General features: G+C 51.9%; 16 protein-coding genes. 9 read left to right on the top strand and 7 right to left on the bottom strand.

Features of this window, described 5'->3' with window-relative positions; translation table 11 throughout:
* Positions 1-91 precede the first annotated feature (91 nt).
* Both ACYVB1_RS14340 and ACYVB1_RS14335 read left to right on the top strand, forming a co-directional pair.
* Positions 92-2,326: a S9 family peptidase gene (locus ACYVB1_RS14340; RefSeq protein ID WP_460924466.1), complete on the top strand. Its 2,235-nt coding sequence runs from the start codon at positions 92-94 to the stop codon at positions 2,324-2,326.
* Between the two features lie 276 nt (positions 2,327-2,602).
* On the top strand, positions 2,603-3,154 hold the full coding sequence (locus ACYVB1_RS14335) for a DUF421 domain-containing protein (protein ID WP_460924465.1): 552 nt from the start codon (positions 2,603-2,605) through the stop codon (positions 3,152-3,154).
* Between the two features lie 83 nt (positions 3,155-3,237).
* Here ACYVB1_RS14335 and ACYVB1_RS14330 read toward each other — a convergent pair whose 3' ends face one another.
* The 6 genes from ACYVB1_RS14330 to ACYVB1_RS14305 form a co-directional block, all read right to left on the bottom strand.
* Positions 3,238-4,611 carry a sensor histidine kinase gene (locus tag ACYVB1_RS14330; protein ID WP_460924464.1) on the bottom strand — a complete coding sequence of 458 codons (1,374 nt, stop codon included), beginning with the start codon at positions 4,609-4,611 and terminating at the stop codon, positions 3,238-3,240.
* A gap of 4 nt (positions 4,612-4,615) precedes the next feature.
* On the bottom strand, positions 4,616-5,290 hold the full coding sequence (locus tag ACYVB1_RS14325) for a response regulator transcription factor (protein WP_460924463.1): 675 nt from the start codon (positions 5,288-5,290) through the stop codon (positions 4,616-4,618).
* Positions 5,291-5,315: 25 nt separating this feature from the next.
* A complete protein-coding gene (locus ACYVB1_RS14320; protein WP_460924462.1) occupies positions 5,316-6,299 on the bottom strand; it encodes a hypothetical protein in 984 nt (327 codons plus the stop codon).
* Between the two features lie 80 nt (positions 6,300-6,379).
* Positions 6,380-7,453, bottom strand: coding sequence for a hypothetical protein (locus ACYVB1_RS14315; protein ID WP_460924461.1), 1,074 nt, complete (start codon positions 7,451-7,453; stop codon positions 6,380-6,382).
* A 333-nt stretch (positions 7,454-7,786) separates the two neighbouring features.
* Positions 7,787-9,232, bottom strand: coding sequence for an aldehyde dehydrogenase (locus tag ACYVB1_RS14310; RefSeq protein WP_460924460.1), 1,446 nt, complete (start codon positions 9,230-9,232; stop codon positions 7,787-7,789).
* 174 nt (positions 9,233-9,406) lie between these two features.
* Positions 9,407-10,195 (bottom strand): SDR family oxidoreductase, encoded by a 789-nt coding sequence (locus tag ACYVB1_RS14305; protein ID WP_460924459.1) that lies wholly within the window; start codon positions 10,193-10,195, stop codon positions 9,407-9,409.
* Between the two features lie 125 nt (positions 10,196-10,320).
* On the opposite strand from ACYVB1_RS14305, the gene ACYVB1_RS14300 reads away from it, so the two are divergent.
* The 4 genes from ACYVB1_RS14300 (at position 10,321) to kynU (ending at position 15,478) form a co-directional block, all read left to right on the top strand.
* Positions 10,321-10,860 carry a 3-hydroxyanthranilate 3,4-dioxygenase gene (locus tag ACYVB1_RS14300; RefSeq protein ID WP_460924458.1) on the top strand — a complete coding sequence of 180 codons (540 nt, stop codon included), beginning with the start codon at positions 10,321-10,323 and terminating at the stop codon, positions 10,858-10,860.
* A 323-nt stretch (positions 10,861-11,183) separates the two neighbouring features.
* Positions 11,184-12,512 carry a PQQ-dependent sugar dehydrogenase gene (locus ACYVB1_RS14295; protein ID WP_460924457.1) on the top strand — a complete coding sequence of 443 codons (1,329 nt, stop codon included), beginning with the start codon at positions 11,184-11,186 and terminating at the stop codon, positions 12,510-12,512.
* Between the two features lie 135 nt (positions 12,513-12,647).
* The gene (locus ACYVB1_RS14290) at positions 12,648-13,745 is read left to right on the top strand and encodes an amidohydrolase family protein (RefSeq protein ID WP_460924456.1); all 1,098 of its coding nucleotides are present in this window, start codon (positions 12,648-12,650) and stop codon (positions 13,743-13,745) included.
* Between the two features lie 452 nt (positions 13,746-14,197).
* Complete coding sequence (gene kynU, locus ACYVB1_RS14285) at positions 14,198-15,478, top strand: kynureninase (RefSeq protein ID WP_460924455.1); 1,281 nt, start codon at positions 14,198-14,200, stop codon at positions 15,476-15,478.
* On the opposite strand, the gene ACYVB1_RS14280 is transcribed toward kynU, so the two are convergent.
* Positions 15,479-16,855: an alanine/glycine:cation symporter family protein gene (locus ACYVB1_RS14280; RefSeq protein ID WP_460924472.1), complete on the bottom strand. Its 1,377-nt coding sequence runs from the start codon at positions 16,853-16,855 to the stop codon at positions 15,479-15,481.
* A 289-nt stretch (positions 16,856-17,144) separates the two neighbouring features.
* Here ACYVB1_RS14280 and ACYVB1_RS14275 point away from each other — a divergent pair, with 289 nt between their 5' ends.
* The 3 genes from ACYVB1_RS14275 to ACYVB1_RS14265 all read left to right on the top strand — a co-directional run bounded on the left by ACYVB1_RS14275 (position 17,145) and on the right by ACYVB1_RS14265 (position 20,528).
* A complete protein-coding gene (locus ACYVB1_RS14275) occupies positions 17,145-18,422 on the top strand; it encodes a cation:proton antiporter (protein ID WP_460924454.1) in 1,278 nt (425 codons plus the stop codon).
* A gap of 69 nt (positions 18,423-18,491) precedes the next feature.
* Positions 18,492-19,070 (top strand): alpha-ketoglutarate-dependent dioxygenase AlkB family protein, encoded by a 579-nt coding sequence (locus ACYVB1_RS14270; RefSeq protein WP_460924453.1) that lies wholly within the window; start codon positions 18,492-18,494, stop codon positions 19,068-19,070.
* A 69-nt stretch (positions 19,071-19,139) separates the two neighbouring features.
* Complete coding sequence (locus ACYVB1_RS14265; protein WP_460924452.1) at positions 19,140-20,528, top strand: FAD-dependent oxidoreductase; 1,389 nt, start codon at positions 19,140-19,142, stop codon at positions 20,526-20,528.
* The last annotated feature ends 511 nt before the right edge of the window (positions 20,529-21,039 follow it).

The following is a 21,039-nucleotide window of genomic DNA, read 5'->3' as shown; positions in this document are numbered from 1 at the left end:
CAGGGGGAGTAGGTATGGTTTTGGCTACGATTTATGGCGAAACGATATTATTCCTATAATTTAGAGGAAGGAAAAACTATAAACAAAACGCATGCATATTAAACTAAAGACAAACCTTTTAGCTGCTGTGCTCCTGTGCTTCGCCTTTGTGGCGCAGGCGCAGCAGAAAAAGGCCATCACCCTGGAGGACATCTACCGCAAGGGTACTTTCCGGGCGGAGTCGGTGTATGGGGTGAACTGGATGAAAGACGGCCAGTATTACAGCTCCCAGGTACCCGAAGAGAAGAACAGGGTGTACGACATCGTGAAGTATAACGTCACTACCGGGCAGCCTGTCAGCAGCATCATTGAAGGCGAGAACCTGATACCGGCGGGCAGCAATACGCCTATCCAGTTCGACGACTATACCTTCAGCTCTGACGAGCAAAAAGTGCTGTTTGCAACAGAGAGCGAGCAGATTTACCGCCGCTCTTCCAAAGCTGACTTCTACATCTACGATATCCCTTCCAGGAAACTGACGAAGCTCAGCGATGGCGGCAAGCAACTATATGCTTCCTTCTCCCCGGATGCGAAGCGGGTGGCCTTTGCCCGCGAGAACAACATGTTTGTGGTGGACCTGAGCAACATGCAGGAAACACAGATCACCACCGACGGTAAGTTTAACTCCATCATTAACGGGTATGCGGATTGGGTATACGAGGAGGAATTCTCTTTTGCGAAAGGCTTCCACTGGTCACCGGACGGTAAGAAGATCGCCTTTTATACCTTTGATGAGACCAACGTGCCGGAGTTTAACATGCAAATGTGGGGTGAACTTTACCCGCAGGACTACAAGTTCAAGTACCCGAAAGCGGGAGAGGCCAACTCAGCGGTAAAAGTATCGGTGTACGATGTAGCCAGCGGCAAAACGGTGAAAATGGATACGGGCAATGAGGCGGATATTTATATCCCGCGCATCAAATGGACGAACAACCCGAACCTGCTGTCCATCCAGAAGATGAACCGCCTGCAGAACACCCTGGAAATTCTGCACGCCAACGCCACCACTGGTAAAGCGGATGTAGTGTTGAAAGAAACGGACAAGGCTTATATTGATATTACCGATGACCTGACGTACCTGAACGACGGCAAGAACTTTATCCACTCCTCTGAGAAAGATGGCTATAACCACCTGTACCTGTACAACATGAATGGTAAGCTGGTGCGCCAGATTACCAACGGCAACTGGGAGGTGAGTGAATTTGTGGGCTATGATGAAAAGAACGATCGCCTGTATTACATGTCTACAGAGGTGTCGCCGCTGGACCGCCACCTGTACAGCATAAGCAGCAAAGGCAAAAGCAAGAAGCGCCTGACAGAGAAAGCCGGCACGCACCGCGTGAACATGAGCAACGACTTTAAGTACTACCTCGATTACTACTCTGCTGCCAATGTGCCGCCAACCGTAAGCCTGCATACAGCCAAAGACGGTAAGCTCATCAAAGTGCTGGAGGATAACCAGAAGCTGAAGAACACGCTGGCACAGTACGACATAGCTGAGCAGGAGTTCTTCTCCATGAACACAGCGGATGGCACGAAGCTGAACGGCTGGATGATTAAGCCAGCAGATTTCGACCCGAACAAGAAGTACCCAGTGCTGATGTTTGTGTATGGTGGCCCTGGCTCCCAAACGGTAACCAATAGCTGGGGTGGCAGCAACTACCTGTGGCATCAGGTACTGGCTGATAAAGGTGTTATAGTAGTGAGTGTGGACAACCGTGGTACAGGTGCCCGTGGCGCTGCGTTTAAGAAGGTGACGTACGCTAACCTGGGTAAGTATGAAATAGAAGACCAGATTGAGGCTGCGAAGTGGCTGGGCAACCAACCGTACGTAGACAAAGACCGCATCGGTATTTGGGGCCACAGCTTCGGGGGCTACATGACGCTGCTGGGCCTGACCAAAGGCGACGGTATTTTCCGTGCCGGTATCTCGGTGGCCCCGGTTACCAACTGGCGCTTCTACGACAGCATCTATACGGAGCGTTACCTGAAAACACCACAGGAGAACGCAGCCGGTTACGACCAGAACTCGCCGCTTTCGTTTGCTGACCAGCTGCAGGGTGACCTGTTGCTGATTCACGGCACCGGCGATGATAACGTGCACTTCCAGAATGCGGTAGCGATGCAGGATGCCCTGATCAGCGCCAACAAGCAGTTCGAGAGCTTCTACTACCCTAACCGTAACCACGGCGTAGGAGGAGGAGTTACCCTGCTACACCGCTTTAAGATGATGACGGATTTCCTGGAGCGCAAGTTGATTAACCCGGAGAAAAATAACCAGCTGTAGTTGCTGTAAGCCTATAAAAGCAGAAGCCCGCCAGAGATGGCGGGCTTCTGCTTTTATAACTGTATCTGGTACCACCTGTCCTGCATTATATTCCAAAGCATCTCACTGTAATTCTAATTTGGCATGCTATGCTGGTGCTTGATGCTATCCAACCTAGTGTGGCTAAAGCTTATCCAGTGACTCATTTCATGCATCATGTAATTGTCTCCACATCTCTAAGTATCCCCTTTTTACTGGCTGTCGTTTTAAGGTGTAAGAAAGACAAACAAATACAACATGCAGCAGCAACTTCAGATTACGTGGGTAGAGGCAGGCGTTACTGTGCTTGCAGCGCTGGCCATTTATGTGGTGCTTATTCTGTTCAGCAGGTTGGTTGGCCCAAGGAGTTTTGCCCGCTTAACCGCGTTTGACTTTGCCGTGACAGTGGCGCTTGGTGCCGTTGTAGGAGCAACCTCTACGGGTGGGGCACCTGTGCTGAGAGGCGTCATCGGCCTTGGCACGCTTTTCCTGCTGCGGTGGCTTGTGGCAAAGTACAGGAGGCATGGCCTGGCCAAGGTGGTTGACAATGCCCCCATTATGCTGATGGACGGCCCTGAAATACTGCCTGAGTTTCTGGAGAGAGCTAAGATAACGGAAGAGGACCTGCTGCAAAGCCTGCGCAAGAAAGGCATTACCAACCTGAGCCAGGTGCGTGCGGTCGTGATGGAGCGGGATGGCTCGATCAGCATCCTGAAATCCGACAGTCCGCTGGATACCTATATGCTGAAAGGGGTGCTGGGGCATCCTCCCAAAGATACGCCTCACGCGCAGCCTCCGCTCAATGAGTAACATAAGAGCCGGAGTTTTTCATGCCGCCGGAAGGCGTGCGCTAGCAAAGAAAGGCCCACTGTTCTAGGTGGGCCTCTCGTCGTTTATAAAACTACGGTGTCATGCACAGTTGCTGTGCGTTGTGTATAGATGGCAGTGGCATCTGACGGGGCTGCAGGAAACAGAAAAGTAAAGCAGGTGCCATTGCCCAACTGGGAGTCGACGGAAAGCCTGATGTTGTGGAACTTGGCGACTGTCTGCACAATAGGAAGGCCAAGGCCGTGGCTTTCACCGTCTGGGGTGTGCAGGCGCTTAAACCGGCTGAAGATGTGTGGCAGTTGCTCTTCCGGCATCCCAATGCCGGTGTCGCTGATGCTCAGCAGGTAGCCTTTTTCTGTTTGGCGGCTCTCTATTACAATAGCGCCGCCTGGTCTGTTGTACTTGATGGCATTGTTTACCACATTAAAGAGCATGGTGAATAGCAGCGAGTAATTGCCTTTGAGAGTGATATTCTCTGTGATGTTCAGGTCAAAGGTCAACCGCTTGGCCTCAACGCGCTCTTCAATTTCTTCGGCCACATCCCGGGCCAGTTTTTCGATACTTATGTCCTCGTTCCGGAGGTACTGCTCATTCTCGATGCGGGAGATGAGGAGCAGTGCCTGGATAATGCTTTTGAGGCGGTGCAGTGTACGCTGGCTATCCACCAATTTTACCAGCATCTCCCCGGGCATGGCCGGGTCGTTGAGCAGGTTCTCCAGCCGCGTCTGTAAAATAGAAACTGGTGTCAGCAGCTCATGCGACACATTCCCGATAAACTCCTTCTCCTTCAGGAAAGCCTCCTGCATCTGCACCATCATGCTGTTAATTGTGTCGTTGAGGTACAGGAAATCGCTGGTAGAGGTGGCCAGTGTGTTTGGCTTAAACGTATCGGGGTGCCCGATGCGCTGCAAACGCCGGATGATGAGGGTGAGCGGGCGCAGGAGTATCTTCACAAAGGCCAGCTCAATGAATACTGTAATCAGCACCACTGCTATGAGGAAGTAGGCGGCATACCGTTGCATGGTATTGCTGGTCTCGCGGATGGTGTCGAGGCTCCGGCCAATCTCCAGCAGGTAGGTACCTCCTTCCACTTCAAAGGCCAAGCTTAGTACCCGGTATTCCAGCACCTCGCCCTCCACCTTGCGAAGGCTGTTCTCTATCCTGTTATCGATTTGCGACGCGTCGATGGGCTCCATGGAAATAAACTCCTCTTTCAGCAGGTTGTAGCTGCCGTACATCTCTGTTCCGGTGCTCACAAACGATCCAATGCCTTTTTCCTCAATAATGTCAAACACCTGCTCCTTCTTTTGGAGAAGGCGCTTGTCTGTGTTGTGCAGGGCCACCCTGTTCACAAGCGAGGGCAAAAGTAAAATCAGCAGCAGCAGGATAATGACCTTGGATGCTGCGCTGGAGAGCGTAAGCTTTGACTGAAGCCTCATGATGTTATAGCGTTAGCCTGTAACCCACTCCCCGTACCGTTTCCAGCCAATCGCTCGGGATGTACGAGGCCAGTTTCTTGCGCAGGTTCTTGATGTGCACGTCAATATAGTTGGAGTCATAGTCATCCTCCAGGATATTTCCCCAGATATGCTCTGTGAGCTGTAACCTGGTCAGGATTCTGTTTTTGTGCAGGATAAGGTAGTGCAGCAGGTCAAACTCCTTTTTGGTAAGCGTAATCTCTGTGTCGTTAAAGCACACGCGCCGGGCGTTGCTGTCAATCTCCAGCCCGTGCAGCGTATGAATGTTGGACTTGGTGTTGAATTTACGGCGCAGGATAACCTGCATACGCACCTGAAGCTCCAGAAGCGAAAATGGCTTGGGTAGGTAGTCATCGGCGCCCAGGCTTAAGCCTTCGATGCGGTCTTCCACGGCACCACGGGCCGTCAGGATGATGATAGCCGGCTGATGCTCCAGTTCCTTGGCCTCCCGCAGCAGGTCCAGCCCGTTATAATCTGGCAGGCCCAGGTCCAGCAAAATAAAATCATACAGGTTAACGGCTATTTTCTCGGATGCCTCGCGGCCCGTGTGGGCGGTGTCGCAGCGATAATGCTCTTTGGTTAAAAAGAGCTCCAATTCTGACGCCAGGCTTTTCTCATCCTCTACAATAAGTACATGCATGGGGATTGGCTTTAGGAAAAAAGATTTAGAAAGTGTAGCTAACGTTCAACGAATAGAAAGACTGCGCTTTTGAGTCGTCGCCCTCGATCTTGTTTACCGGAATGGCATACCTGAAGGCCGGCTCCAGCTCAAAGTTACCTAAATAGATGACCACTGGCAGCTTTAATTCATAGTTCAGCACATTAAACCGGCTAACTGCTTTGGTGGTCGTGGTCGTAGTGGTGGTGCCAGTGCCGGTACCGGTGCCGCTAGGGGAACTAGTACTGCCCCCAGTACCACCCGGATTCAGAATGCCGCCAATCGGGGTGCCTGACAAAGGGCCTCCAGCGCTGGGTTTAGTCCCTGTGGAAGAGGTGTCATTGTTTCTGGTGGTCGTGGTGTGCGTTTCGTAAAAACGCTGTGTGCCCGCTGTTATGGTTACTTTGGGGTCAACGCCAATGATGTGCTTTCCATGCCACAGCGGGTTAAGCGGTACAAACCGGGAGTTCTCTAATACCGCGAATACATCGTGACTTTCACCAAATATGTAGCTGGAGGTTACGCCGGTATAAAGTATGCCCCAGTCCAGGGCGGCTTTGGCCGAAAATATGTTGGATGTGGTCGCCTTTACAAGGGGAGTGTTTTCTCCAAAGATAAAGTGGGAGTAGCTGATATTCGCCTCCACCAGGTCCCGAACCTTAAAGCTGTAGCCCATAGACAAATCAGTTTCATCGATATAGCTCTCCGTGTCAAACAGCTTATAAGATGTTGCCGAGGCCCATAAGCCGGTACGGTGCAGGTATGTAACAGTAGTGGCAGCGTAAGGAAAGCGCCTGGCCGTGTTCCGGCCGAAGAACGAAGAATTGTTGGCTACCTCGGCACCAATAGTCCACCAGCCTTTTTTTGCTTTTGCGGTATCTGCAGGAGCGGTCGTGTTAGCCAGTGCCGGGGCGGCAGGGCTGGCACTGGCCAGGGCAGGAGCCAAAAGCAGCCACCCAATCAGCATGAGGCAAGTCTTTAACTGTTTCATAAGCAAGATGAAGAGGTAAAACTCAGCAGCCTGCGCCACAAGGCCAGGCTGCTGAGCTATAAATAAGGTGAGATGTAAGCTTAATTACCAACTTTTACTCTGGTGTTTACTTTCACGGCACCACCTACCTGCACCGGACGGGCAGAGGCGCCGTTTGTGATAACTTTAGCAGGGGCAACAGCGCCATTTACAGCGCCATTTACGGCACCTTTTGCGCTTGTAGCAGCACCCGCGCCTGCAGCATTAACAGCGCCTGCTGCCCGGGCGGCACCCGCAGCACGGGAGGCGCCTCCTCTGCGGATGGAGGGCTTCACTTTGGCGGCTGTTTCCACTTTGCCTTCTGCCTCTGCGTTGGCAGGCTTCTCCTGGCGCTTTGAGGTAGCCACTTCTTTCACTTCCTGGGCTTTCTGCTCCCCTTGTAAAGTAGTGTTTTGAGCTACTCCCACTACCGCTGCACCATGTGTTTCTGCGCTTCTGGCCTGTCCATTTGCTTCAGCCTCAGTACGCTGTTTTGCCTGAGCAGCTGCCTGCCTGCCATCCTCTTTTTTCGCGTTGCCCTGTGCAGCTACCGAGGCCTCTGTCTGTTGCATCACTGCCACAGTGGCTTCGCCGTTTTGCTCTGCTCTTTTGCCTTCTGCTTTTAAGGCTGCCTCAGAGTGTTGTGCTACTCCGATGGCGGCTTGGTTACCTCTTTCAGCAGCCTGCTCGCCTTTGCTTGCTACACTTGCAGCTGTACCCTGTGCAACTGCTGCCACAGCCTGTCCGTGGTTCTCTGCCTTTCTGCCTTCTGCAGTGGCAGTAGTTTCCACTTGCTGCGCCACTTCTGCGACGGCCTGGCCATGGTTCTCCCTTGGTGCGCTTTTTTCATCTTTGTCCTGCTTAGGAGCTTCTTTTTTGCCTTTAGCTGATTTCTCTGCTTTCAGAGCCGCTCTTCCTTCAGCCTTTCCTTCCGCGTCAGCAGTGTTGCCTTTAAAAGATGTTTCAGATTTATAGGAAGCCGACTTGGAAGATGATACTTCTACTGATTTGCCTTTGTCTTCTGAAGATATTTCGGTAGCTGTTTTAGACTGTGCATCTACTGCAGTTGTATTAGACTGCGCGAAGGCAGTGGTTACAGCTAAAAAGGCTACGGCTAAGAATGATAGTTTTTTCATCGTCTTAAGGGTTTTTAATAGTTTATGTGCCAAAACTATATTGTCAAGATGAAGAGAACATGAAGAAACAGTTTTCTGAAAATTATTTGATAAAAGCAGATCCGGAGGGGTAGAACCGTGCAATTGCGCAGCATGTAGTACTAGAGGATAAAGTTAGGCAGAATGCTGTTACCTGATTATTTGTGAAGGATAATAATTTACAAGCAGTGCCAAACTGGAAGTTTGGTAGTATTAATAAGTGCAAAATTATTCAATGAGTAGTAAAATAGTTGGATAGAGAAGGCCAGCAGGAGCAAGCCAAAGCCTGTAAAAAGAAAAGGTCGTCCTTTATGTTTACAACTTCACACAAACATTCTGCGGCTCGGTAAAGAAGCGTAGTGCTTCAAAACCACCCTCACGGCCGACGCCGGAGTTCTTCATGCCCCCGAATGGTGTGCGCAGGTCGCGGAGGAGCCAGGTGTTGACCCAAATGATGCCGCTGTGCACCTGGTGCGCTACCCGGTGGGCACGGGTGAGATGCTGTGTCCAGATGGTAGCGGAGAGGCCGTAGTCGGTGCAGTTGGCGTATTGGATGACCTCTTCCTCGGTGTCGAAAGGAATGAGCGTAACGACAGGCCCGAAAATTTCCTCAGTGTTAGTGCGGCAGTTATAGGGAAGGCCTTCAATAACGGTAGGGGCAACAAACCAGCCTTTGGCGCAGCGGCCCGCTACCTGCACCTGGTGCCCACCTGTCAGGATAGTGCCTCCTTCCTGCTTGGCCAGTTCAATATAAGACAATACTTTTTGCAGGTGCTGCTCCGATACTACGGCTCCCTGCTTTGTGCCGTCCTCCAGCGGGTCGCCTACCGTCAGGGCCTTTACCTTTTCCACAAAAGCATTCCTGAACTTCTCGTACAGGGGGCGCTCGATAAAGATTCGGGAACCGCAGAGGCAAATCTGTCCCTGGTTTGCAAACGAGGAGTGGATGGAAGTGTGGAGTGCATTGTTAAAATCGCAGTCGGCGAAAATGATGTTCGGATTCTTCCCGCCTAACTCCAGCGACAGCTTTTTGAACATGGGCGCTGCCGTGGCGGCAATGGAGCGCCCCGTTGCGGTGCCACCTGTGAAGGAGATAACCGGTACCTTCGGGTGCGCAACCATGGCCGCGCCTACTTTATGCCCGTAGCCATGTACAATATTCAGCACTCCCGCTGGCAGCCCTGCCTCCTGGCACAACTCTGACAGCAGGTAAGCTGTCATAGGTGTTACTTCGGAAGGTTTTGCCACCACACAATTACCGGCCGCCAGGGCAGGGGCAATTTTCCAGGTGAACAGGTAGAGCGGCAGGTTCCACGGCGAAATACAGCCTGCCACGCCATGCGGGTGCCGGATAGTATAATTCATGGCTTCCGTTCCTTCCATATAATGGGCCTCCGAGGCAAAATGCTGGATAGCGGTGCCATAGAAACGCATGTTGCTGCTGGCGCGCGGAATATCTACAGCCTTCGCCAGTTTCAACGGCTTCCCGTTGTCTACCGATTCAGCTTCGGCCAAACGGTCATGGTATTGGTTAATCAGGTCTGCGATGCGCATCAAAAGCTGTCCCCGCTTTTCAGCAGGCATTTTAGCCCATGCCGGGAAAGCCGCCTGTGCCGCCTGCACTGCCAGCTCCACGTCCTGTGCATCGGAGTCGGGGATAAGGGAATACACCTCGCCAGTGGCCGGGTTGTAATTGTCGATATACTGCCCCGCCACCGGAGCCATCAGCTGACCGTTGATGTAGTTCTGAAGCTTTTGCATGTTTTACCTCCCCCTGCCCCCTCCTAAAAACAGGAGGGGGTATTCTGTAGAGTTACTTTATCAAAGAAGAATTTTAATCTGTGCTATACCTGATGTCGCTTAACTACTTAGGAAAAACCCCCTCTCCTGTTTTTAGGAGAGGGTTGGGGAGAGGTTAAATAAGCAGGGGTGGGATCAGATACTCCCAGTCCTGCCTCCATCCACCGCTAAGCTTACGCCGTTGATATACGCGGCGGCAGGCGTGGCCAGGAAGGCTGCTGCGGCGGCTACTTCTTCCGGTTCGGCAAAGCGGCGGGCAGGTATGGCGGCTTCCATTTCTTCCTGTACCTCCTGTTTGCTGCGCCCCGCTTTCTCAGCCCTGCTCTCTACCAGCGACCAGATGCGGCCTGTTTTGGTAGAGCCCGGCAGTACATTGTTGACCGTGATGCCAAACTGCCCCAGTTCGTTGGCCATGGTTTTGGCCCAGCTGGCCACCGCGCCGCGCGTGGTGTTCGATACGCCCAGGCCTGCAATCGGTTCTTTTACGGACGTGCTGATGATGTTGATAATGCGCCCGTAGCCGGCTTTTTTCATCAGCGGCACCACGGCCTGCACCAGTTGGTGGTTGTTGATAAGGTGCATGTTAAAGGCATTCAGAAACTCCTCTGGCTTAGCTTCGGTGATAGGCCCGCCCGGAGGGCCACCCGTGTTGTTTACCAGGATGTGCACCTCATCCTGCTCCTGCACGTAGGCCTTTATCTGCAGGTATACTTCATCCGGGTTCGAAAAATCAGCCACAACATAGTCATGCTGTTGCCCATTGGCTTGGTCAAGCTCACTGGCTATTTCTTTCAGCTTATCCTCGTTGCGGGCTACCAAGGTAATGTTAGCTCCTAGTGCTGCCAGTTCAAGGGCAATGGCTTTGCCAATGCCCTGGGTGCTGCCACACACAATGGCGCGCTTATTCTTCAGGTCTAAATTCATAAACTCAATGTACGAAAACCAGCTTAAATTTGCGCAGCCAATCAGCTGCTGCTCCTGGAGTTGCCATTTTTAACCTCTTTTGCGTACCTTCATTTATCGACCAAATCAAACAACGATACAAAACTATGGCTATAGCAAGACCCTTCAATTTCAAAGCTTGGATAGAGGAGAACCGCCACCTGCTGAAACCACCGGTAGGCAACCAACAGGTATTTAAAGGCAACGACGATTTTATTGTGATGGTGGTAGGGGGGCCAAACTCCCGCAAAGACTACCATTACGATGAAGGTGAGGAATTCTTCTACCAACTGGAAGGCGACATCGTTTTGAAAATAATAGAAGACGGCAAACCGGTAGATATTCCGATCAAAGAAGGCGAAATCTTCCTGCTGCCTCCACGCGTGCCGCACTCTCCACGTCGCCCTGCCAATACCGTAGGCCTGGTGGTGGAGCGCTACCGCAAAGCAGGAGAGAAGGATGGTTTCCTGTGGTTCTGCGAAAACTGCGGCAATAAACTTTATGAGGAGTATGCCGATGTAACAGACATAGTAGGGCAGCTGCCAGTGATCATGGACAACTTCTGGAAGAGCGAAGAGCGCCGCACCTGCAACAACTGTGGTGAGGTAATGCAGCCACCGGCACAGCCTGCCGAGGCGAAAAAGTAAGAGATTATAACAAAGTAAAAGATACCCTCGCAAACCTGTTTTATAAAGCAGGCTTGCGAGGGTGTTTTATTTGGGTAGTAAAGCTTAATAGCTGTTATTCCTTCCTCATTCTGAAAGAAAGCAGTGCTTTCCCGCCTTGGTCATCCTGAAAGGATCTTGTGGGCAAGCCGCAAATGCCTGACTTCCTTCTACCAGGATCCTTTCAGGTTGACAGAAAAAGAATGAACCAGGACTGATTGCCTGTCCATCAAATCCTTTAGGTACAGCGGCAAACAAAACCATGCCTGCCTGGCTTTAGTAAGTATCAAACAAGAGTACTTATTATGGAAAAACGCATTCGCTTTACCTTATCCTTCCTAACTGCTACAGTTCTTTTATCCGGATGTAATTCAAATCATCCGGTGGTGCAGGAGCAGCCTAAAACAGTAGAAACGCCTGCAGGGCAGCAGGTAACCTTGCCTCCGCCACATGCCACAGAATCGGGCCGGAACTTCAGCAACGTCATCGGTTGGGAAGAAGGCCGTACACCAAAAGCACCCGCAGGTCTTACCGTGACAAAATATGCTGATGGCCTGGAGAACCCACGTTGGCTGTATGTGACCCCGAACGGCGATGTGCTGGTAGCAGAAGCGAACACAGAGGTAGGCTTCTGGAAGCGGCTTGGTGCTAAAATCATAGGCATCACAAAGTCGATGGCCCTTGGCAACAGCGCCAATCGGATTACGCTTTTCCGAGACACCGACGCGGATGGCCAACCAGATATGCGGGAAACGTTCCTGAGTGATTTAAACCAGCCGCTCGGTATGCTGGTACTAAACAACATGTTTTATGTGGCCAACACCGATGGTATATGGCGCTACCCTTACCAGGCAGGTCAGACGAATATAAAGGCGAAGGGAGAAAAAGTACTGGACTTGCCGGCCGGAGGCTATAACAACCACTGGACACGCAACATCATCGCTAACGCGGACGGTACTAAACTGTATGTGGCTGTCGGGTCGGCGAGCGACCATGGGGAGCATGGCATGGAGTATGAAGAACGGAGAGCAAATATCCTGGAGATAAACCCGGACGGCTCCGGCGAGCGGGTGTATGCCAGCGGCCTCCGCAACCCGGTGGGCATGGGTTGGGCACCGGGCACCAACACCCTCTGGACATCGGTGAACGAGCGCGACGATTTAGGCGACGAACTGGTGCCTGATTATTTAACCAGTGTGCAGGAGGGTGGCTTCTACGGCTGGCCCTACGCCTACTTCGGACCTAATGAAGACCCCGAATGGTTGGGGCAGCGGCCAGACCTGGTAAAGGAGACCATTGTGCCGGATGTACCCCTGGTATCGCATTCAGCCTCGCTGGGGCTGGCTTTTTATGATAAAGCTGCTTTTCCGGAGAAATATCACAACGGTGCATTTGTGGGGCAGCACGGCTCCTGGAGGCGGTCAGAGCTGGTGGGGTATAAGGTGGTGTTCGTGCCTTTCCGGAATGGGATGCCTTCTGGTCCTCCGGAAGATTTCCTGACAGGCTTTTTTGCTGATAGTGCTGACGATGAAGTATATGGGCGTCCGGTTGGTATTGCGGTTCTACCAGACGGGTCGATGCTTGTGGCCGACGATACCAGCAACACCATCTGGCGGATAAGTGCACAGCGGTAGCTTGTAAGACGTATCTTCTTTTATGCTGAAAGCTTTTGCTGTGAAACATGCGTAGAAAGAAGAAAACATGTATATTGATGAATTGCTCTTTGCCGCGTGGTTGGTATTCAGGTCACTTTCACTCTGTTCGTTCACATGCAAAAGAAAACGCCTCACGCTGCTCCTGCTGGTGGTGCCAACCTGTTTAAGGTCGACATCCACACCCATATTCTGCCGCGCACGTGGCCGGACCTGCGGGATTGTTACGGCTACGGCGGCTTCATAAGGCTAGAGCACCACAAGCCCTGCTGTGCCCGCATGATGATGGACGATAAGTTCTTCCGCGAAATACATGATAACTGCTGGGACCCAAAGGTGCGCATGCACGAGTGCAGCCTGCACCAGGTGGGGGTGCAGGTGTTGAGTACTGTGCCGGTGATGTTTAATTACTGGGCCAAACCGGAGCACACCTACGACCTTTCCCAAATGCTGAACGACCATATAGCAGGTGTTGTGGCAGATTACCCGGACCGCTTTGTGGGCTTGGGCACCCTGCCGATGCAGGCACCTGACCTGGCGGTAAAGGAGCTGGAGCGTTGCGTGAAAGAACTGGGCCTGGCAGGCGTGCAAATCGGCACACACATTAACGAGCATAATTTGGATTCCCCCTTTCTTTTCCCGGTTTTTCAGGCGGCAGAGGAGTTGGGTGCCGCTGTTTTCGTGCACCCCTGGGACATGTACGGCAAAAAGAAGATGAGCAAATACTGGCTGCCGTGGCTGGTGGGCATGCCTGCCGAAACAAGCTTAGCCATTTGTTCCATGATTTTTGGAGGAGTGTTTGAGCGACTACCCAAACTGCGCGTGGCGTTTGCCCATGGCGGAGGCGCCTTTCCTGCTACCATCGGCCGCATTGCCCACGGCTTCGAAGTGCGCCCGGACCTTTGTGCTGTCGATAACAACGTGAACCCGCGCGAGTACCTGGGTAAGTTTTACTTCGATTCGTTGGTGCATGAGCCGCGTGTACTGGAGTATCTGGTTGATTTAGTGGGCGCCAACAGCATTGCCCTCGGCACCGACTATCCTTTCCCGCTTGGCGAGCTGGAGCCCGGCAAACTCATTGAATCCATGCCCTACGACCGTGCTACCAAAGACCGTATGCTGCACGGCACCGCCCTGGAGTGGCTGCATCTGAAGAAGGAGCAGTTTGTGAAGGAGAATGCTGCGCCTGCTACGAAAGCGGAGGAGAATATTTAGTTTAAGTGCTTTTAGGTATGAAGACTCTTGAGTTAAATTTTTCACCCCCCCGGTTTCGATGCCGATAAGTTAAAATGCATGCTGCAATTCACGCTGCCGTTGTTGTGTGTTTTTCACCAACAACATCAACTGCTGAGAAGGGTTCTCATTCCCATTTCTGCTTTCCCGGTTCAAACCACCCCTAACCCCTCCTTGTCCAAGGCGGGGAGTCTTCTGTAACTACTGCTTTGTAAGCTGCTGTTGCATCTTTTCTGTTCATCTCAGTCGATCTTCAACTTCAGTAAAGTTTTGCTAAATGACGCCTGCCCCAAAGAAGCTCGCAGGATGCGCAGCTCCTGCGAGCGTCTGCCACAATAGCCATTCCTTCTCGTAACTCAGCAGGCATTTCCTTATATTAGCAGCATTCAGAAAACAATAGCTGCGTAAAACAGCTTACTTATAAAACACACTGCATGAACTACCAGAACACCCTTGCCTTCGCACAAGAGCAGGACCAGCAGGACCCGTTAAAGCATTTCAAAGACCGTTTTTACTTTCCGCAGGTAAACAAGCAGGATGCCATCTACCTCTGTGGCAATTCCCTGGGGCTGCAGCCGAAGTCGGCACAGATGTACATTGATAATGAAATGTACAAGTGGGCAAACCTGGCGGTGGAAGGTCATTTTAAAGGGGAGGAGCCTTGGTTTAGCTACCATGAGCTTCTGACCGGTGGCACTGCCCGTGTGGTGGGTGCCAAAGAAAGCGAGGTGGTGGTCATGAACCAACTGACGGTGAACCTGCACCTCATGTTGGTCTCCTTTTACAGGCCACAGGGCAGGAGGTTTAAAATCATCACAGAAGGAGGCGCTTTCCCATCTGACCAGTATGCTTTAGAGACGCAAACCAAATTCCACGGCTATAACCCGGACGAAGCGGTAGTAGAGCTCTTTCCGAGAGAGGGAGAGCACACGCTGCGAACAGAAGATATTCTGGCAAGCATAAAAGAGCATGCCGACGGGCTGGCTTTGGTGATGATGGGTGGTATCAACTACTATACCGGGCAGGTGTTCGACATGGAAGCTATTACAAAGGCAGGCCATGAAGCGGGCGCTTTTGTAGGCTTTGACCTGGCGCATGCTGCCGGTAATGTACCCCTGCGGCTGCACGACTGGGATGTGGATTTTGCTGTGTGGTGCACTTACAAATACATGAACTCCGGCCCGGGTGGCACATCGGGGGTCTATGTGCACGAACGGTTTGGCAATGACCCCAGCATCCCCCGCTTTGCCGGCTGGTGGGGTCACGATGCAAGAGAGCGCTTCCAGATGAAGAAAGGCTTTAAGCCGATGGAGGGGGCACCGGGCTGGCAACTGAGCAACGGGCAGATTCTGCCGATGGCGGTACACCGCGCTTCGCTGGAACTGTTCGACGAAGCAGGCATGGAAAACCTTCGCGCTAAAAGCGAGAAACTGACAGGTTACCTCGAGTACCTGATTGATGATGTGCCGGTGGGAGAGGACGTGCTGGAGATGATTACGCCGCGCAACCCGCAGGCCCGCGGCTGCCAGATATCGATGCTGGTAAAGCAGAACTCACGGCAGCTGTTCGACAGGCTGATGGAAGCTGGTATTATCGTGGACTACCGGGAGCCAAATGTAATCCGGGTGGCTCCTACGCCGTTCTACAACAGCTTTGAGGAGGTGTACCGCTTCTCTGAGATCCTGCACGAAAGCCTGCGGGGGGGAGGGCAGTAATTATACCTTCATTTCCTCTTCCCGGAATTTCCTCATCCGCCTGAAATAATCCTTGGCCGCTGCCATTACTTTGGGTGAAAGGAGTAGGGCAGAGGTCATGGTCGGAATGGCCATCATGGCATACATGCCATCTATGAGGCTGATAACAGCAGTAATTGAAGCGGTGGCACCCAGCACAATGGTGAATACATAAAAATAGTTGTAGTAGTATTTATACTTCGCCCCAAATAGAAAGCCGAAGCATTTGGTGCCGTAGTAGGAGTAGGAGAAGAGTGAAGTAAAGGCAAAAATCAGCACGCACAGCACCAGGATATAGCTTCCGAAACCCGGCATAGCATCTTCAAAAGCAGCTGCTGTTACCGTGACACCGTTCGTCTGTGAGTCGTCCCAGGTGCCGGTCACGATAATGGCCACTCCTGTGAGCGTGCACACCACCAGCGTATCGATGAGTGGCCCGAGCATAGCAACCAATCCCTCACGAATGGGTTCGTTGGTTTTGGCTGCACCGTGCATCATGGAGGCTGTGCCGATACCAGCCTCATTCGAGAAGGCGGCCCTACGGGCACCGGCAATAATAATGGCGCCAACTGCCCCGCCCAACATGGCCTCGGCCGTAAATGCGTCTTCAAAAATCATGGCAAAGGCACCCGGAATGCTGGTGTAGTTGGCAAACATGATGTAAAAGACAGCAAGCATGTACAGCACCACCATACTCGGCACCATCTTGCCTGCTACTTGCCCGATGCGCTTTATTCCTCCGAAAATAACCAGCGACGTAATCAGCACCAATGTCAGCCCTGTGATAAGGTCAGAGTAAAAAGTGTCGGTGGAGCCCAGGCCGTTCGGCACCAGTACCACTTCGCGAATAACCTGTGTCAGTTGGTTTGCCTGGAAAATGGGCAGGGCACCAAACAAGCCAGCCACACAAAAGAAAACCGCCAGAGGCTTCCACTTCTTTCCAAGGCCTTCCTGCACGACGTACATGGGGCCGCCTTCTACGTGGCCGTTGCTGTCTTTGCCACGGTACATTACAGCCAGCGAGCAGGTGAAAAACTTGGTGGCCATGCCAACAAAAGCACTCACCCACATCCAGAACAGTACCCCTGGCCCTCCTGTGGTTATGGCAACCGCCACCCCGCTGATGTTGCCCATGCCTACTGTGGCAGCGAGTGCGCTGGACAGGGCCTCGAAGTGGTTGATGTCGCCGGGGTCGTTCGGGTCGTCGTATTTACCGCGCAGCACGTTTAAGGAATGCCCCAGGTAACGGAATGGCAGAAACCGGGAGTATAACATAAAAAAGGCCCCTCCACCCATAAGTAAAATAAGCAGGGGAAGGCCCCAGGCGGTGTCACTAAAGGCAACTAAAAATCTTTCTATTGCTTCCAAATTTGTGCTGAATTAGTGTTTACAGAGTTAAAGATAGGTATAGAACCAGGTGTAATGCTAATCTGGTTTGGCATACGCCGCCACATCGGTTCCTCTTCCGAAACGGGTTAAACAGGTTGCCTTTTGTAGCCACTTCAGGTGTAGTAGAAAGTAATAACAACCCGGGTGCTCACATGTTCATTCGTTTACGACGGCAACACTAATCAGATTACGTATGTATGCCTATTTGTATCAGGCGGCGATGCACTGCTGCGGATTGCTGTACTAAAGAAGATATCTGATGGATGATTATATTATAGCCATGACCGTGATAGGGCTGGCGGCGCTCTCTATGACCTGGGTTCCGACCCTGATGGAGAAAACTCCTTTTTCATACCCCATTGTATACTTGTTGCTGGGCATAGTTATCTACCTGCTGCCATTAGGCTTGCCTTCACCCGACCCAATCTGGCGGGAAGATTATGTGGTGCGTATTACGGAACTCAGTGTTATCATTTCCCTGATGGGTACAGGCCTTAAAATAAGGCGGAAGTTTGGCTTTAAGCGGTGGCGTATTCCGCTTCGGTTGGTCAGCATCACCATGTTGCTAAGCATTGCGGCCATTGCATTTTTAGGGTGGAGCGTACTTGGCTTTTCTGTGGCAGGTGCTGTTTTACTTGGTGCCGTAATGGCTCCTACTGACCCCGTGCTGGCAGAACAGGTGCAGGTGGGCCCTCCGAATGATGAGGAGGAGGATGTAGTGCGCTTTTCGCTTACGGCGGAGGCAGGGCTGAATGATGGCTCAGCTTTCCCTTTCACCTGGCTGGCTGTTGTGCTGGCCATATCAGCAGGAACAGGTAGTGACTGGTTTACGGGCTGGCTGTTACGGGACCTGGTGTACAGGATAGTGGTAGGTGCAGGAGCCGGTTACCTGATAGGGCGCGCATTGGCCTACCTGATTTTCAGTCTTCCTAAAAAGACAAACTTTCCTAAAGCACAGCATGGCTTCCTGTCGCTTTCTGCTACATTGGCCACCTACGGCATAACCGAACTGTTGCATGGCTATGGCTTTATCGCTGTATTTGTGGCCGGGCTTACCGTTAGTAACTTTGAAGAAGAAAGTGAATATAATGTGGAGATGCACGATTTTGTGAACCAGGTGGAGCGTATCACGATGGTGATACTGCTGGTGCTGTTCGGAGGCAGCCTTGTGACAGGTATTTTAGACTATCTCACCTGGCAGGGGGCATTGATAGGTATTATTTTCCTGTTCTTAATCAGGCCTATTACTGCTCTGCCAAGCATGCTGGGAACTTACTCTACGTTGAAGGAGAAAATGGCGGTCTGCTTTTTTGGTATCCGGGGCATAGGCTCCTTCTTTTACCTTTCTTTTGCCTTAGATAAAGTAGGGCTGCCGGAGGCAAATGAACTATGGTCTGTTGTTGCGTTCATTGTTATGGTGTCTATCGTACTGCATGGAGTAACTGCTACAAAAGTGATCAATATGCTGGACCTGGAACGTAGAAAGAGCGGACGCACAATACCTGAACCTGATCAGACACCTGATGAGATTCAATAACAGACAACAGCATGAAACACACGTGTTGTTTTTCTGCTACTTATCTGAAACACATTAACCGCTATCGATTTGCAAGAATTAGCTCTGCCCGATGCTGAAGTTTATTTTGAGCCTCACTTTCTAAGCCCTGAGGAAAGCAACGTATACTTTCAGGAGTTGCAGGGACAAATCAGTTGGAAGCAGGAAAGCATCAGGATGTTTGGGAAACAACTGCCAGTGCCGCGCCTTACCGCCTGGTACGGCGACAAGGGGTACACATATTCCGGCCTGTACAATAAGCCCCAGCCGTGGGTGCCCGTGCTGCAAAGCCTCAGGGAGCGGGTGCAGGAAGTTACAGGGCAGGAGTACAACAGTGTGCTCCTCAACTTCTACCGCAGCGGCAACGACAGCATGGGCTGGCACGCCGATGATGAAGCGGAACTGGGAAAGGAGCCGGCTATTGCCAGCTTAAGCTTTGGCGGTGAGCGCCGGTTCAGCTTAAAGCACCGCACCCGCAAAGACCTGAAAACGGTAACTATTCCCCTCACGCACGGCAGCCTACTGCTGATGCAGGGGCCTACGCAATACTACTGGCTGCACCATATCCCCAAGACCAAACACCCCGTACAACCACGCATCAACCTTACCTTCCGGAATGTGAAAGGGTAGCGTTTTTGCCAATCCGGGCCGGAAGCCGTTACTTTACGTCGTCAAGCGGCCGTGGGCCCTGCATTAAATATGACCGAGAAGAAGAACATTGCCATCATGGGAGCCGGTTTGGTAGGCTCGTTGCTGTCGCTGTACCTGGCCAAGCGTGGCCACAAGGTAGACCTCTACGAGCGCCGCCCGGACCTGCGTACGACTGTAGTGGATGGCGGCCGCTCCATCAACCTTGCCCTCAGCGACCGTGGCTGGCGTGCCCTCAAAGGCATTGGCATAGAGGAGGAAGTGCGCAAAGTAGCCATACCCATGCGCCGCCGCGTGATGCACGACGAGCAGGGCAACCTGACCTATCAGCCCTACGGCAAAGAGGGACAGGCTATCTACTCTGTGTCCAGGGGCGGCTTGAATATGGCGCTGATGAACCTCTCGGAGCCGAACCCGGACATTACCTACCACTTCAGCAGGCAGGCTGTGGATGTGAACCTGCGCACAAACGAGGTGCAGCTGCGCAATGTGGAAACCGGCGAAACTGAAACCATACAGCCAGACCTGCTTTTTGGAGCCGATGGCGCTTTCTCGGTGGTGCGGGGCGCGATGCAGAAAACCGAGCGCTTCAACTATGAGCAGCATTACCTGGAGTATGGCTATAAAGAACTCACCATACCAGCCACAGCGGAAGGTGGCTGGGCAATAGAAAAGAACGCGCTGCACATCTGGCCACGCGGCAATTACATGATGATTGCCCTGCCCAACATCGACGGCAGCTTTACCTGCACACTTTTCTTTCCCTACGAAGGTGAGCGCTCTTTTGCCAGCATTAAAACAGAGGCTGACTTATTACGCTTTTTCAATGAGGTGTTCCCGGATGCCGTGCCTCTGATGCCAGGGCTTGTAAACGAATACTTTGAAAACCCTGTCGGCTCGCTGGTAACGGTGAAGTGCTTTCCGTGGAGCTATGAGGGCAAGTCTTTGCTGATAGGTGATGCCAGCCATGCTGTGGTACCGTTCTACGGGCAGGGTATGAATGCCGGCTTTGAAGACATCACAGTACTGGACCAGATGCTCGACAGCTTCGACGGGGAAAACTGGGAGGAGCTGTTTCATAAGTTTGAGCGCCGCCGCAAGCCCAATGCCGATGCCATTGCCGACCTGGCCGTGATGAACTTTATTGAGATGCGCGATAAGGTAGCCAGCCCACGCTTTCTGCTCCGCAAAAAGATAGAAGGTAAACTCTCAGAGCAGTACCCCGACAAGTGGATACCGCTCTACTCCATGGTCACGTTCACCGACCTGCCCTATTCCTATGCCATGGAAACAGGTCTGAAGCAGGACAAAATCATGAAAAAGGTGATGAAGCACATTAAATCAGTAGAAGATTACAATAAACCGGAAGTACAACAATTACTGGAGAAACAACTCATCCAGAAAGAGAAGCTGAAGCCGTACAAGCCAAAGGAGGTGTAGCAGCTGCAGGCTCCGCATCTCTGTACTCCCTTGCCTCTTAACAAGACCACAGCAGTGCCATGGTGTTTACTTCCAGTTATGTAAATAGCCGTAGTGGTATTGCTGCTATAGCTATAACCTGCTTTAACCTACGATTGGTAGCATTAAGTTAGATAGACAATCCAACCAGGAAAGAGAAACTGTGCAGGTCAGAGTACAGAAATGCGTGACTGTTTACACTACTGTGAATGCGACTTCCTCTTTCATACCTTAACTCCGCCAGAATCCGTTTTTTGCTTCCGACAAGATACCAAGTTCCTGCCCCAGCCAGAAAACTTACGTAGTTATTCGCAAATTTTAAGGGCTCATGCTGCCGGTATTCTGTAGTGCCAGCGTAATCAATTTCCTCTTCTCTGGATGAGGAGCTGTTTAGGCTGTGTCTGATGAATCAAACGAAAGACCCTGTTAGCTTGTTAGTAAGTCATGAGACGATACGAGTTAACTGACGAACAGTGGGAGAAGATATCGCCTT

It is taken from the genome of Pontibacter brevis (assembly GCF_054779655.1).
This window is presented reverse-complemented; position numbering and strand designations above follow the sequence as displayed.